General features: G+C 47.1%; 8 protein-coding genes. 3 read left to right on the top strand and 5 right to left on the bottom strand.

All coding sequences use genetic code 11. From position 1 onward, the window contains the following. Positions 1–332: 332 nt before the first annotated feature. Together ACX0G9_RS00165 and ACX0G9_RS00160 are read right to left on the bottom strand one after the other, a co-directional pair. Positions 333–1,049 (bottom strand): hemerythrin domain-containing protein, encoded by a 717-nt coding sequence (locus ACX0G9_RS00165; RefSeq protein WP_459062803.1) that lies wholly within the window; start codon positions 1,047–1,049, stop codon positions 333–335. 63 nt (positions 1,050–1,112) lie between these two features. Continuing rightward, positions 1,113–3,839, bottom strand: coding sequence for a non-ribosomal peptide synthetase (locus ACX0G9_RS00160; protein WP_459062802.1), 2,727 nt, complete (start codon positions 3,837–3,839; stop codon positions 1,113–1,115). A gap of 136 nt (positions 3,840–3,975) precedes the next feature. Between ACX0G9_RS00160 and ACX0G9_RS00155 the strand changes: the two genes are divergently transcribed. Beyond that, on the top strand, positions 3,976–5,313 hold the full coding sequence (locus tag ACX0G9_RS00155) for an OmpA family protein (RefSeq protein ID WP_459062801.1): 1,338 nt from the start codon (positions 3,976–3,978) through the stop codon (positions 5,311–5,313). A gap of 22 nt (positions 5,314–5,335) precedes the next feature. Here the strand turns inward: ACX0G9_RS00155 and ACX0G9_RS00150 are convergent, their stop codons facing one another. Both ACX0G9_RS00150 and ACX0G9_RS00145 read right to left on the bottom strand, forming a co-directional pair. Next, the gene (locus ACX0G9_RS00150) at positions 5,336–5,680 is read right to left on the bottom strand and encodes a hypothetical protein (protein WP_459062800.1); all 345 of its coding nucleotides are present in this window, start codon (positions 5,678–5,680) and stop codon (positions 5,336–5,338) included. A 284-nt stretch (positions 5,681–5,964) separates the two neighbouring features. Then, positions 5,965–6,723: a hypothetical protein gene (locus ACX0G9_RS00145; protein WP_459062799.1), complete on the bottom strand. Its 759-nt coding sequence runs from the start codon at positions 6,721–6,723 to the stop codon at positions 5,965–5,967. 125 nt (positions 6,724–6,848) lie between these two features. Here ACX0G9_RS00145 and ACX0G9_RS00140 point away from each other — a divergent pair, with 125 nt between their 5' ends. Further along, positions 6,849–9,431, top strand: coding sequence for a DUF3857 domain-containing protein (locus ACX0G9_RS00140; RefSeq protein ID WP_459062798.1), 2,583 nt, complete (start codon positions 6,849–6,851; stop codon positions 9,429–9,431). 11 nt (positions 9,432–9,442) lie between these two features. Here the strand turns inward: ACX0G9_RS00140 and ACX0G9_RS00135 are convergent, their stop codons facing one another. Further along, complete coding sequence (locus ACX0G9_RS00135) at positions 9,443–11,830, bottom strand: ABC transporter permease (RefSeq protein ID WP_459062797.1); 2,388 nt, start codon at positions 11,828–11,830, stop codon at positions 9,443–9,445. 82 nt (positions 11,831–11,912) lie between these two features. Between ACX0G9_RS00135 and ACX0G9_RS00130 the strand changes: the two genes are divergently transcribed. Beyond that, complete coding sequence (locus ACX0G9_RS00130) at positions 11,913–14,522, top strand: GH116 family glycosyl-hydrolase (RefSeq protein ID WP_459062796.1); 2,610 nt, start codon at positions 11,913–11,915, stop codon at positions 14,520–14,522. Positions 14,523–14,553 lie beyond the last annotated feature (31 nt).

Here is a 14,553-nt window from a genome sequence, read left to right as displayed (position 1 = left end):
AAAAACCGTCCATGGCTGGGACGAATTCCTTGTTGGCCTACTTTACCGAAGAATCAAAACTGAGGGTTTTAGCAAATTATACACCACCTAATACATTGATAGTCATAATACAACAAAACAATTGTGCTTTTATCACCGGCCTCCCGTTTTCATCGGCACGCCGCTTGCCTATATCATCTTGGTTTTTCATAGGATATTGGATTTTAAAGACGGGGCTGGATTTCTATCCTGGCCCTTTTTTTTATTCTAAAAAATAGCAGCAACTATTCAGATCCTGGAATGGGCCTGATAGAAAGATATACAATACAAAACCCGCATGAATTCGTGAAGTTCTAATTCCACTTCCCTTGCTCCAGCAACCGGTCATTCAATTCCGTTTCGATCCGGACGGCTTTAGGGATTAGCACCTGCTCTTCTATTTGTGCATGCACATGCAGATCCTGTTCAAAGGTTTCCAGCTGGGTCAGCAGAATACGATAGAGGGATTCGTTGGTGGAAGGAGGACGGTACAGGCGAATGGTCTCGCGTATGTCCTTCAATTCATCTTCCGTGTCATGGTGATCGGCCAGAAAGGCATCGATGGAGTATCGCTGGCTGGCCAGGGCGTAGTCCGATAATTGTGAAGGGCCCAGGGGAGCCTTGCTCATCTGCACGATATAAGGCAGCAGCAATTTCTCTTCCTCACTTATATGCGTGGTAAGATCTTCGCAATACCGGTGAAAAAATACCTGCAAAGCAAGCAGGACGGGATGGTTCGATTCATAATGTCCGGAAAGCAGCAGGATACTTTGTGCTATTTCAGGCAATTTTTTCTGCAGATAAAAGGCATGTGTCCGCTGGATGTAATCCACGATCAGTTCGATGGCAAACCCTTCGAAATCTTTGGCATTAAAGGGCTTTTCCTCGAAGGAGCGAAGTAGGACATCTATAAACGCTTTATTCGATTCCGGCGGAGGGACCTGATTATGGTAGAAATAACCCGGCTCCTTCAGCGGATAAACCGTGTAACGCTGCATTACCTGTGAAAATATGTAACTATTGTCGGGCATGACCGTCCTTCCTTTGGTGTTTAGGGCAACAAAGTAAGAAATTTTTGCGATTGATGGCTCAAATTACTTACTTTGTCTTATCGGGGTAAGGGCGGTCTTGCCATCGAGCGTTTTTTGCAATACCCCCGCAAATTCTCTGTCATTCGGTGGTAAGAGGAAAGTCTTATGGTCTCCGGAAATTTCATGTATCTCCACTTCCCGGCTATATTTTTTCCATCCCATATAAACGAGGTCATCCAGATAATACAAACGGGTCTTTACCCGGAACAGGTCGATGACTCCGTCATAAGGTATCATTTTATAATTCCGGTAGGCCGCTTCATATTTTTCATCGATCTTATCTTCCTGGGTCGATTCTGTTACAGGGGGTTTTCCACCGAACAGGTACAAACCCTCCCTGATCTTCCGTTGGAAAAAAGCCAGTTGATAGGCCAGGGTAGGCCCCGGATATTTTTTAAAGGAGGTAATTACAAAGCGGATCTTTGGCAGCTGACGACGGATCTTTTTCAGAAGGCGGCCCGGCCCTTTTTCAAAATAATCCGCCTTATCTGCATAGGTATCTATCATCCCCAGCATCGTAATTTTTTTGCCCATTTCCTTTAGCTGGCGGGCCATTTCGAAGGCCACAATGCCCCCAAAGGAATAACCGGCCAGATTGTACGAATCAGCATTATGATGGCTGAGCATTTCCCTGATATAGTCAGCTGCGATATCTTCCATCCGGTCAAAGGGCTCATCCACTCCATTCAGGCCTTTTGCCTGAAAACCATAAACCGGTTGTTCCGGATCGAGATACCTCGCCATACGGTTAAAGGTGAGCACATTCATACCATAACCATGCACGATATAGACCGGCGCTTTTGTTCCACCCGGTTTAATGGGTACCAACGGAGCCCAGGAGACCGATCTTCCTCCTGAATTCACCAATTCCGCCAACTTCTTAATGGTCGGCGCTCCGAACAGGCTGGAAAGCGGCAGACGCATGCCAGTTCTTTTTTCGAGGCCGACCATGATCTGCAAGGCATTCAGAGAATTACCTCCCAATTCAAAAAAATCGTCCTGCATTCCTATCTTTTCCTGGTTCAGGAATTCCTGCCAGAGTTCCGTCAGTAAATGCTCCGTTGACGAATGGGCCAGGGTGGTTTCCACCGGAGATGGCGGTTCCCCGATCAGAGCCGGGATGGAGCCTCCGGCATTCGGTTCAGGCAGCGCGTTCCGATCTGTTTTCCCGTTTGGTGTAAGGGGAAAGGCTTCCAGGAGCACAAAATGGTTGGGTAACATGTACTCCGGCAATATTTCTTTGAGCTGTCGTTTCCATTCCGGTACAGGGTCTTTTGTTACGGTCCGGTCCTGAACCAGGTAGGCGACAAGCTGCCCATTCTTTCCGGTAACTACGGCTTGCCGGATCCCTTTCAACCGGGTGAGGACCTGTTCTATCTCCCCTAATTCGATCCTGTACCCCCGGATCTTCACCTGATGATCCATTCTACCCAAAAATTGGATCTCTCCATTTTCCAGCATTCTTCCTGTATCTCCGGTACGATACATTTTTCTATTTTTTCCCCCCTGGAACGGATCTTCGATAAATCGTTCCCTGGTAAGGTCGGGTCTGTTCAAATAACCTCTGGCCACTCCTTCACCGCCTATATAGATCTCCCCTACGGAGCCAGGCAGGACCTGTTTCATAGCAGGGTCTAAAAGATAGATCTGCGTACGGGCAATGGGGCGGCCAATGGTAATAACCTCCCCCTCCGTACTTAGCTCCCTGATCGAGGACCAAATGGTTGTTTCGGTAGGCCCATACATATTCCAGACGGAATCAGAACGCCTGATCAACCGGTCGGCCAATTCTGCGGGTAATGCTTCTCCGCCGCACAAAACTTTTAATGGAAAGGGATTATCCCATCCGGCATCGACAATCATTCGCCAGGTAGAGGGAGTAGCCTGCATAATGCTGATCTCTTCGTGTCTGATGATTTCCAGCAGAAGGCGGCCATCTTTAACCGTATCCTTATTCGTTAAAACCAGTTCGGCTCCGCATAAAAAAGGAAGGAATAATTCCAGTCCCGCGATATCAAAGGAAATTGTTGTTACCGCCAAAAGTCTGTCTTTCGCCTCCATGCCCGGGGATCTTTGCATACTGACCAGAAAATTGATCAGGCTATGGTGCTCAATCTGGACCCCTTTTGGGTTTCCGGTGGAACCTGAGGTATAAAGGAGATAGGCCAGGTCACTTCCCTCCACCCGGACGGCAGGCGCTTCCGCAGAATAACCCTTTAATTGATCCCAGGCTTCCTCGATTATAATTTCGGTTGCCCTTGTCCGCAGTTCCCCCATATTGGCCCTGGAAAGGATCAGGAATTCAGCGGAAGAATCGGACAACATAAAGGCGATGCGTTCGGCCGGATAGTCCGGGTCGATCGGCAAATAGGCGGCTCCTGCTTTTAAAATAGCCAAAAGGGCAATGACTAAAGAAGGGGAGCGCGTCACAGCGACGCCTACCAGGGTGCCAGGTTTTACGCCCTTATCCAGTAATAGGTTGGCAAATTGATTCACGGATGCAGACAGATCGCTGTAACTCAGCAGGCGTGATGTTCCCCGGAAATGTTCGTAACCGGCATTCCCGCTGAAGGATCCTGCTGTTTCTTTTTCAATAAACCGAATGGCAATCTTGTCTACGTAAAGGTTGGCCGCCTTACTGAATTGGCTTGGAAGGGTTTGATCCTCTTCATAACCAGTATTGTTTCTTTCAGAAGGGATTTCATCGTAACTGTCCACAATAAATTTCATTTAATTTCCTGCGGCAATTTTCCGGGTATTTTAGTGGGGTCAGGTATCCTTCTTTATTCCGGAGAGAAAAAGAAACAACTTAAAGTTAATCAAAAGAGATCATATTTCATGTAAATTACGCCGCAATAAATGACTTATGAAAAAAGCAGTAAAAAGAGGAATATTCCTCCTCTTCATTGCAGGCACACCGTTTTGCCTGAAAGCACAACTTTTTGACCGGATCAAGAATAAGGTTAATCAAAAAGTCAATGACGCAGTCGATAAGACCATAGATAACGCCACTACCCCTAAAAAGAAAAAAGACAAGAACAGTTCCACCGCAACGGATTCAACCGTTAAACAGACTGGTACTGCCGATAGTACTTCCGGAACTTCCGGAACACCGGACACATCAGGGAACATGGCCGGGGTTAACAAAGGTGCTACACCTGCCGAAGAGCTGAAAGCCTATTCTAAATTCGATTTCGTTCCCGGTGAAAAAATAATCGTGGCAGAAGACTTCTCGCAGGATGCCGTTGGTGATTTCCCCGCTAAATGGAATACCAAAACCTCTGCGGAGATCGTCACCCTGAATAACAGACCCGGCAAATGGCTGGGTATGAAACAGGATGGTGTATTTTTCCCTGAATATATCACTGATCTCCCAGATAACTTTACCCTGCAGGTGGATGCCCTGGTCAGTAACAATATCTCTAATATCGGGGCACTGACCATTGCCCTGGCCGGTACAAAAACCGATGATGAAAAATTCTCTGCGGGGAATGGAAACAGTTTGAGAGTGCCTGGTTTTAAACTGGATCTGACCCCTCAACCCGAAGGATACGATGGTCATCTTGCGTATTCGACCATTGCCCTGGGCAGCTCATCGATCAGTGATATCTCCAAAGAATTTCATGCTCCCGGAAAGGCTTTTGCCACTGTCTCCGTCTGGAGGCAGAAACAACGCGTCAGAGTCTATCTGAACAGTACCAAGGTACTCGATCTTCCCCGCGCCCTGGAAGCGGGAACAATCATCAATTCTTTGATCTTCGGCGCCTATGCCCCTAATATCGATAAAATGGGAGGTGCCTTTTATATCACCAATATCCGACTGGCCATAGGCGCCCCCGATACCCGGAACAAACTGATAACAGAGGGTAAATTTGTAACGCATGGGATCTTATTTGATGTCAACAGCGATAGGATAAAAGCGCCTTCCAATGGGGCATTGCAGGATATAGCCAATGTTTTGAAGGATAATCCTGGCATACATGTTAAGATCGTTGGGCATACGGACATTGATGGAGACGATAAAACGAACCTGGATCTGTCCAAACGCAGGGCGGATGCCGTTAAGACCTTGCTGGTCTCCAGCTTCGGCATCGATGCTTCCCGGCTGGAAACAGACGGAAAAGGAAAATCACAGCCTATGGATAACAATACGACCCTTGAAGGCAAAGCCAATAACCGGAGGGTCGAGTTCATTAAAAAGTAAGTAGTCAAAATGAAGGTTTTGTTTAGGGGGTGCGGGCCGAAAGAACAGCAACGGCAAAAGGCCTGAGCGTTATTTTTGTCATGGAGCCATCGACCGATAAATTATCCGGGTGCCCCTCACCCGTTTGTACATCTACGAACGAACCGTGGCTAAACGGAGAATCCTTCGGCAATTGAACCAGAACCTCCTTATTCAGTTTATTGATCAGCAGCAATTTTTTGCCATTCAGGGTTAAAAAGGCCTGACCAACCAGGTCTCCGGATGAGGAACCGGTACCCACTAGCTTATCACCCGGCCCAAAATTTTCCTTAAGCAGTCTGAGCACCCAATACCGGGCATTGGGATTTCCATTCGTCCAATTGATCATCGACACGGATGGAAACTGAGTAGGGTAACCAACCAATTGCGATTCTCCGGCAACATCGATCCCCAGTTTCGTAAGTTCCAGGAATAAATAGCCGAACAGGGCGCCTGATAAATTCCAGTAATCTTCCGGTACAGGCCCAGGCTCATCGGCCCCCGACAGGATGGATCCGATCTCATTGATGGTAGTAAAAGTTTGCGGGGCAAGACGTTTGCGGATATTTTCAATGTAACGTACCTTTTCCAGGAATCCGTTAGCCTGATCAAAAAAGGAATATTGATATTGGGTCAGATCCGTTTGTGTTCCCGAGGCCCGGGTACCATTGAGACCTTTTGCAGAGCAGCTACCACAGCATCATATATACGCGTATAATATTGTACGAAAATATTGTGCTCAAGGTCCGGCTCATTGAGTACTTCCCAAAAAGGTATTTTATAATAATACCCGGATTTATGAAATTGCCCGGATTCATCTGTAAACCCTCCTTTCGTGTACCAGCTGAATAAACGGACAAAATAGTCCGTTACTTCCTTCAGGGTGGTATCTCTTAATACGGTTCCCTGGTTATACGACCAGGATACTTCATCAGGATCGGAAGGATACAGGACCGGCTCATCGGTCTTAAACATCCAGGCGGGAATAGTACTGAAATTCATGACCACGGAATGCCCGTTGGTAGCTTCCATAAAATCCTTTACCATTGGGTCGATCTGGCTAAAATCCCAAAAGGTCTCTTTTCCGGAAGGAGGCTTTAGTTCGGCAACAGCCATATGCGGATAAGGGAACCAGGGAACAAACCTGACATAATCGGCTCCCAAATCCTTTAGTGCACCAAAACTACCCTTATGTAAGGGCGATTGTGTACGTAACATCGGATTGACGACCACCTGTAAGGTAGGCGTCGTTTTGGATACGCTGATCGTATTGGACCAATCGATGGTTATAGAGCTTTCCAGCGCCTTGGGTTTGTCCTGAGCCTGCGAACGCGCAATGAATAAAAAAATGAAAAGAAGACTTTTACGGCAAGTCGTTAGAAAAAAGGACATATTTAGTAATTAAAAAATTAAAGTACAACTTTTTAAACAAAAAATTTTTATCTATTTTGACGACCGGACCAGCAAAATAACAGGCCCAAAAATGCCGTTCCCTTAACCCCTAACGACCCCTTTTCATGCGTAATCTTTTATACCTGATCGTATCCATATTATTTGTACTGCCGGCTGCTGCCCAAAAAAAAGTAAGGATAGCCCCGGCACCGGATTGGATAAGAAACGTAAATGCGGGTCTTGGCCAAACCCCGCCCTATAATACCATCAGCGACGGTTATTATTACAATTTGTTGGATTTACAGACCAATCTGTCAGCGGCCGGTGAGTTTACGCATTACATTAAACATATTGCCAATGAATCCGGCGTGCAGAACGCCTCCGAAGTTTCCGTGACTTTCGCGCCGGCCTACCAGGAACTGATCTTTCATAAGGTGGTTATACTCAGAGATGGCCAGATCATCAATCAGCTGCAGAAGGGAGTCATCAAGGTGGTACAGGAGGAAGGAGAAGCCTCCAATTTTCAATACAACGGTCGGAATAGAGCCTATATAACCTTGAAGGACGTACGTAAGGGAGACCAGATCGAGGTACTTTATTCTATCACCGGCTTCAACCCGGTTTTTGGCAATAAGTTTTCCGATCATCTTTATTTCTCGCATGGCACAGCCGTATGTAATTTTTTTCAAACCCTTATTACCCGGCCTGATCGTAAGCTTGTCATTCAGACCTATAATGATGCACCTAAACCCCGGGAGGAGCTTCAGGGAAATACCTACAGATATTACTGGGATAACCCGCCGTTAAAGCTACAAGAATCCCTTGCCGGTACCCCATCCTGGTACGACAATACCCCTTCCGTTTCAGTAACGGAATTTAGCGGATGGATGGAGGTGGTGAATTGGGGGTTAAAAACTTTTTCACATTACCAAACGGACATCCCGGAAAATCTTCGCCAGAAGATCCGGTCGTGGCGTCTTGAGGCCAAAGGAGATAAGGACCGTTTTGCCAACCTGGTTATTCGTTTTGTACAGAATGAAGTCCGGTACCTTGGTTTGGAAATCGGTCCGAATACGCACCAGCCACATACCCCAGCACAGGTTTTCACTCAACGGTATGGGGATTGTAAAGACAAAGCTTTCCTGCTGGCGGCTATCCTGCAAAACGAGAAGATCCCCGCTTATGTAGCGCTTTTGAATACCGGCAAACGAAGCCATCTCAAAGAAGCCCTTCCTTCTCCGGATGAATTTGACCATGCCATCGTAGCCCTGGAACGTTCTGCCGGAGCCTTTCTTTTTATTGACCCGACCATTTCAGGTCAACGAGGCGAATTGATCAATCTGTTTACTCCGGATTACGGGTACGCCCTGGTACTGCGCGATGGTGAAAACCAGCTGCGTCCGGTAACTCCGGGCTCCCTGCATTCCATTTCAATCGTTGAGACCCTGAACGTTCAAGGTTTGAATAGCCTTCGCGGGGACAGTTCTACCCTCAACGTCACCTCGACTTTTACAGGAGGCGCAGCAGATAATACCAGGAATGATCTGGCAGAAAACAGCGCCAAAGATCTGGAAGAGAGCTCCAGAAAGTTTTATGCGGGATTGTTCGATGGCGTACAAGTGGCTGCGCCGATAGAATCCACCGACGATAGTATTAAAAACGAAGTGGTGGTGAAAGAATTCTATTCCATCCCGCGGATATGGGATACTGCAGGAAAAACTAAAAAATTTTTTGAATATATCGCCAAATCAGTCAGCGAATACCTCCCCACCCCGCCCTCAGCGAAGATAGAAGCCCCGCTGGCCATCAGATATCCCCGGCAGCTCCAGTATGCACTGGAGATCGATATGCCGGAAGCCTGGTCATTTACCAGACCCGATCTGCATATTAAGAACGGTTCTTACCAGTTTGATTTCACCCCCGTGGTAAAAGGCAACCATATCAGCCTTCATTATTTTTTCAGATCCTTCAGGGATCATATTCCTGAAGGAGAATTGGCTCAATATAAAACGGATTACAAGAATATGGAAGACAGACTTTCCTTCCGTTTGTCCATTACTACCGATCCTGATGCCAGAACCTATAGTCCGGACCATTCGTTCTCTGTTCCTGATCCATCGCCAAAAGGACAGATCAATTGGAAGGCCGTTTGGGTAACATTCTTTTTAGCAATGTTCTTCAGCTGGCTGGTCAAACAGCTTAATGCCCGCAGCGAAACCGTACCCTTAACCCCCGGCATAGGCCAGCCGCTTGGAGGTTGGACCCTGTTTTTGGGATTCACCCTGGTGGCAGGAATGCTGGCCCGGATCATAAATTTTGCCCATGAAAAATATTATAGCGCCGGAAGCTGGGAAACCCTGGGCAAGGCTGGCGGAACGGGTCTTCAATTGCTTTCCCTGGCCGAATTGGTAGTCTCCCTCCTTTTTTTGGCCGGCGGGGGATCCGTCCTTTTCTGGTTTGTAAATAAGCGGGATATTTTCCCCCGGATGTTCACCTGGTATGCCGGTCTTCTGCTTTCCGGTCAACTCCTGCTAATTATCCTGTTTAGTGTAGTCCCTTATTCAGCCTCACTCTCCGATCTAAAACAGACGATGATCGTCCAGTTTACCCGGACCTGTATCTGGTCCGCCATTTGGGTTAGTTATATCAAAAGGTCGGAGCGGGTCCAACGGACCTTCGTTCAACCCTTTCGCTGGCCGGGCCGGTAAACAAGGTTTCCTTATTCGGCGCGGAGATTTTTTACCGGGCTGGTCAGTGCAGCACGTATGGTGTGAAAACTTACAGTAAGAATAGTTATGGATAGGACTATACCGGCAGATTGGAAAAATGGGGCCGCCGCAATTCCGGACTTATACGGAAACAATTCCAGCCACCGGTACATACAATAATAAGCCACCGGAAAAGCGATAAGACAGGAAATGAGCACCAGGACCAAAAAGCTCCTGGCAATCAGCGATACAATCTGGCCGGTATCTGCTCCCATGATCTTGCGGATACTGATCTCTTTTTGTTTTTGCCGGGTGGTGAAAGCTACCAGGCCCAATATCCCAAGACAGGTGATCAACAGGACGAGAAAGGAGAAAGCCAGAAATAGTTTGCCTCTTTTCTGATCGGCCTTAAACTGAGCATTAAAATCCCCATCCAGAAAACTATATTGATAGGGAAGGGAAGGGAAATTACTCCGCCAGGAGCGTTCTACAAACCCCACTGTTGCTTTTATATCTGTTCCTTTTAACTTGACCTGTACCTCCCGGCTGCCCGGGCTAAAATTTAAGACAAGCGGGCCTATTGGATTGTACAGGGATTTCTGATGAAAATCCTTTATAACACCAATTACCTCCTGGTATTTACCGGATGGGTCTCCCACCGCCCTTATCTTTTTCCCTATGGGTTCCTCCCAGCCGAAAGACCTGACCATACTTTGATTAACGATTACACTATTTATGGTGTCCGGACCGGTTGAAGAAAAATTTCTACCCTGTAACAACTGCATGCCCATCGTCTTTAAATATTCTTCATCAATCGCATAACAATCTATATTCTTGTCCACAAACCCTGTAGTCGTCTCCACGGAGAACAGGGTAAATCCGATATCCTCTCTTCCGGGGACAGCCTCAGCTGTACTGACCGAAAGAATGGAGGGATTTTGCCGGAGATCGTTCTTAAATCCTTTCAGCCTGCTGACAGGATCTCCATAGGCATCCAGTTTTATGGACAATACTTCCTCCTTATTAAATCCCAGATCCTTGCTGCGCATAAATTGTAACTGCCCGTATACCACTGCTGTACAAATCAGCATGACGATGGAGATCGTGAACTGAAATACGACCAGGGCCTTTCGCAAAGCCGAACTTTCTGCTGCTCCGGAATGACCGCCTTTTAGAACGGTAACAGGATTAAAGCTGGCCAGATAAAAGGCGGGATAACAGCCCCCCAGGGTTCCCACGAAAAGGACGATTCCCGGCAAAAGGGCCAGGGTCTTTATCTGTAAGAGATCACGGTACGTAAACTGTTTACCGGAAAAATGGTTAAAGACCGGCAACAAAAGTAAAACCAGGATCATACTCAGGAGCAGGGACAACAGGGTAAGCATAAAGGATTCAATCAGGAACTGGGCAATCAGCTGGGATTGCAGGGAACCCGTCACCTTTCGTACACCTATCTCCTTGGCCCTTTTAGCAGAGCGGGCCGTGATCAGGTTCATATAATTGATACAGGCAATGATAAGCAGGAAGAAGGCTACTGCAGAGAAAGTGTAGATATAGGAAATACTCCCCAATTCCTCCGGCTCATGTTTCAATTCCGAATACAAATGGATCCTCGTTATTGGCTGGATCCCGTATTCAATCTTCATTTGATATTTCCCAAAGATGGAGGCCATGTATTTTTCGTACAGGGGATGCAGTTTTTTTTCAAAAACCCCCGGATCTGTGACAGGGCGAAGCAGAACATAGGTATAGATCCCGAAATTCCCCCAATCATTCGCGTAATCTTTCGGTAAGGAGACATTCGAAAGAAGCGCGTCATAAAGCAGGTGCGAATTTACCGGTGGGTCTTTTATTACGGCAGTAATCAGGTAGGAACCTGCTTTACCGGTTTGAAGCGATTTACCTACGACATTCCTGGCAGCCCCGAAATATTTCAGCGCCAGGGTTTCCGTCAGGACCATGGACCAGGGTTTGGTTAAGGCCGTTTTCAGATCCCCTTCAATTACCCGGGCGGTAAAAACGTCAAAAAAATTGCTATCGGCAAAATAAATCCGGGTCTCATAGAATTTAACCAGATCCCGCTGATACATTGCCTTTCCCGCAAGGATCAACCGGGTAGCCTGTTCTACTTCGGGATAGTCCCTGATCAGTACCGGTGCGAGGGGAACCTGCGTAATAGCCCAATTGACCTTATTTTCCGGCTCCTGCATATAGGATATTACCCGGAAAATGCGGTCGGCCTTCTCATGATAACGATCATAACTTAATTCATCGAGGATATAAAGGAATAACAGCAGACTGAAAGTGATTCCGATCGTCAGACCAAGAATATTGAGGAGACTATAGGCCTTGTCTCTTAAAAGTGTGCGGTACGCTACACGAATGATGTTTTTTATCATAGTTAAGGTCGGGTAATATACCAAAAGTGCCTAATATATGGACTATTCCCGCCCTAAAAAAAACCCTTAAATTGCAAAGACTATGGTTAAGGTATCCTTTTGTTCCCTGCTATTGCTGATGGCCCTTTGCGCCTGTTCACAATTACCGATTGAAAATTGGCCTGTTCTTAAACATTATGACCAGCACCATCTTCGCTCCATTGCACTGCCGCTCGGTGGAATAGGAACGGGGACCGTTTCCCTGGGGGGCCGGGGGGAATTGCGCGACTGGCAGATCATGAACACTCCGGGAATCGGCTACAATACCGTTACCAAAGGGAATGATGCTCCTTTCTTCGCCATTTACGTACAAAAGGATACAAAAAGATATACCAGGGCATTAATCGGCCCGCTGGATGAAAGCGAATACCAGCATTATGAAGGCCGGCCTGTCAATCATCATGGTCTGCCGCGTTTTAGCGAAGCCTCTTTCGATGCCGCCTATCCTTTCGGACAGGTCAACCTTTCCGATAAAAATATGCCCGTACGGGTCAGGATCAAAGGATTTAATCCGCTTATTCCCGGTGACGCGGCCAACAGTGGTATTCCCATAGCCGTACTCAGTTATGAGGTGACTAACCGTAGTGATCAACCTTTACAGGTTTCCGTCTGCGGTTCTCTCCGGAATTTTATAGGTAAGGACGGCAGTAAATACAAACGCGATTGGAAAGGCGATGTTGTTCCTTACGGAGCCAAAAATAACCGGAATAAGTTCCGGAAAACAGATAAACTGGCAGGGATTTATTTTTACAGCGATAGCGTAGACCCTAAAGACGCTGCATGGGGTACGATGGCGCTAACTACGGATGCCGCACCTTCCGGCCCCGTGGATCCCGGAACGAATACAATACCCCTGATCAGTTACCGAACTTCTTCCCGGTCCAATGACTGGGCCGGTTCGATGCTGGATTTCTGGGACGATTTCAGCAGCGATGGGGAACTGACGGAAAAAACCGAATCGATCGATGATGATCCCATGGCATCACTGGCGGTAAAAAAATTGATACCTCCTGGTCAGACCCGTGTTTTTACATTCTACCTGACCTGGAATTTCCCCAATCGTTATGCCTGGCCCAACCCCTTTTCAGAGGAAAAGAAAGAAGAGGAAAAGAAAGACTGGATAGGGAATTATTATTCCACGCAATATACGGATGCCTGGGAAGTGGCCACCAAAACTGTTCCCCGTTTACAAGAACTACAACAATCCACCCTGCAATTTGTCAACGCATTTTTATCCGGCACCTATCCGGAAGTGATCAAAGAAGCCGCTTTATTTAACCTGGCCACTCTCCGGTCGCAAACAGTCTTCCGTATTCCTTCCGGTCAACTTATGGGCTGGGAAGGGATTTTCGATGAAGCAGGCTCTTGTTTTGGCAGCTGTACGCATGTCTGGAATTATGAGGAAGCAACGCCTTTTCTTTTCGGCGAGCTTTCCCGGACCATGCGGGATATAGAATTCAACCATTCCACCCTGGACAATGGGAAAATGAAATTCAGGACAAGTCTGCCCCTCTCCAAACCACAGACCTGGTGGGGAGCAGCAGCCGACGGTCAATTGGGAACAGTCATGAAATTTTACCGGGACTGGCAACTGTCCGGCAATAACGATTTTTTACAACAGAACTGGCCTCAGGTAAAGAAAGCCCTGAGTTATGCCTGGATCAAAGGCGGATGGGATGGCAACCAGGACGGGGTCATGGAAGGCTCCCAACATAATACCATGGACATTAATTATTTCGGACCGAACCCGCAAATGGGTTTCTGGTATATGGGCGCCCTGCGTGCCGCCCGGGAAATGGCATTGTTTATGAAAGACGACGTCTTTGCCGTTAAATGCAAGGATCTCTATACTAAAGGAAGTCATTGGATGGATCAGCAATTGTTCAATGGAGAATATTATGAACAACGCATCACCGATCCCGTTACCTTTCAATACCTGGACATGAATGATCCTTCCGTAAAGATCCCGGATTATCAATTGGGAAAAGGCTGCCTGGTAGATCAACTGGTGGGCCAGATGATGGCGCATATCTGCGGATTGGGTTATCTCGGTGATTCCAACCATATTCGTACAACTTTGAAAAGTATTATGAAATATAATTATCTGCCTCGTTTTGCAGATCATTTTAATAATATGCGCTCTTATGTAATGGGTGATGAGTCCGGGCTGCTGATGGCCAGTTGGCCAAAAGGGAGATTAAAAATCCCCTTCCCCTATTTTAATGAGTCGATGACAGGTTTCGAATATACCGCGGCCGTTGGTATGCTCTATGAAGGGCAGACTACCAATGCCCTGCAATGCATTAAAAGTATCCGTAACCGGTTTGACGGCAGTAAACGTAATCCCTTCGACGAACCCGAATGCGGCCATTTCTATGCCCGCTCCATGACCAGTTGGGCTACCTTACTCGCATGGACAGACTTCCGGTACTCCGGCGTTACAAAAAGCATGTGTTTTACGGCTAAAGCAGGCACCTGGTTCTGGTCCAACGGATCGGCCTGGGGGACTTGTAAGGTAACGGGCGAAAAAGCTATTTTAACCGTTCTTCATGGACAGCTCGAATTGAATTCCTTTTCTTTGATGGGAAAGCCTGCGAAGTTGCTCCATAATTTCGTGGTGCGGGAAGGCGAAAAGAAAGAGATTGTTTTTTAGCGTTTAGTTCTTGCTGATATAGCCGAAACTA

The organism is Flavitalea flava (genome assembly GCF_054461575.1).
This window is presented reverse-complemented; position numbering and strand designations above follow the sequence as displayed.

Bases quoted from the DNA above. Each gene is read 5' to 3' on its own strand.
- ACX0G9_RS00165 (WP_459062803.1), bottom strand. From the start codon at position 1,049: ATGCCCGACAATAGTTACATATTTTCACAGGTAATGCAGCGTTACACG.
- ACX0G9_RS00160 (WP_459062802.1), bottom strand. From the start codon at position 3,839: ATGAAATTTATTGTGGACAGTTACGATGAAATCCCTTCTGAAAGAAAC.
- ACX0G9_RS00155 (WP_459062801.1), top strand. From the start codon at position 3,976: ATGAAAAAAGCAGTAAAAAGAGGAATATTCCTCCTCTTCATTGCAGGC.
- ACX0G9_RS00150 (WP_459062800.1), bottom strand. From the start codon at position 5,680: ATGATCAATTGGACGAATGGAAATCCCAATGCCCGGTATTGGGTGCTC.
- ACX0G9_RS00145 (WP_459062799.1), bottom strand. From the start codon at position 6,723: ATGTCCTTTTTTCTAACGACTTGCCGTAAAAGTCTTCTTTTCATTTTT.
- ACX0G9_RS00140 (WP_459062798.1), top strand. From the start codon at position 6,849: ATGCGTAATCTTTTATACCTGATCGTATCCATATTATTTGTACTGCCG.
- ACX0G9_RS00135 (WP_459062797.1), bottom strand. From the start codon at position 11,830: ATGATAAAAAACATCATTCGTGTAGCGTACCGCACACTTTTAAGAGAC.
- ACX0G9_RS00130 (WP_459062796.1), top strand. From the start codon at position 11,913: ATGGTTAAGGTATCCTTTTGTTCCCTGCTATTGCTGATGGCCCTTTGC.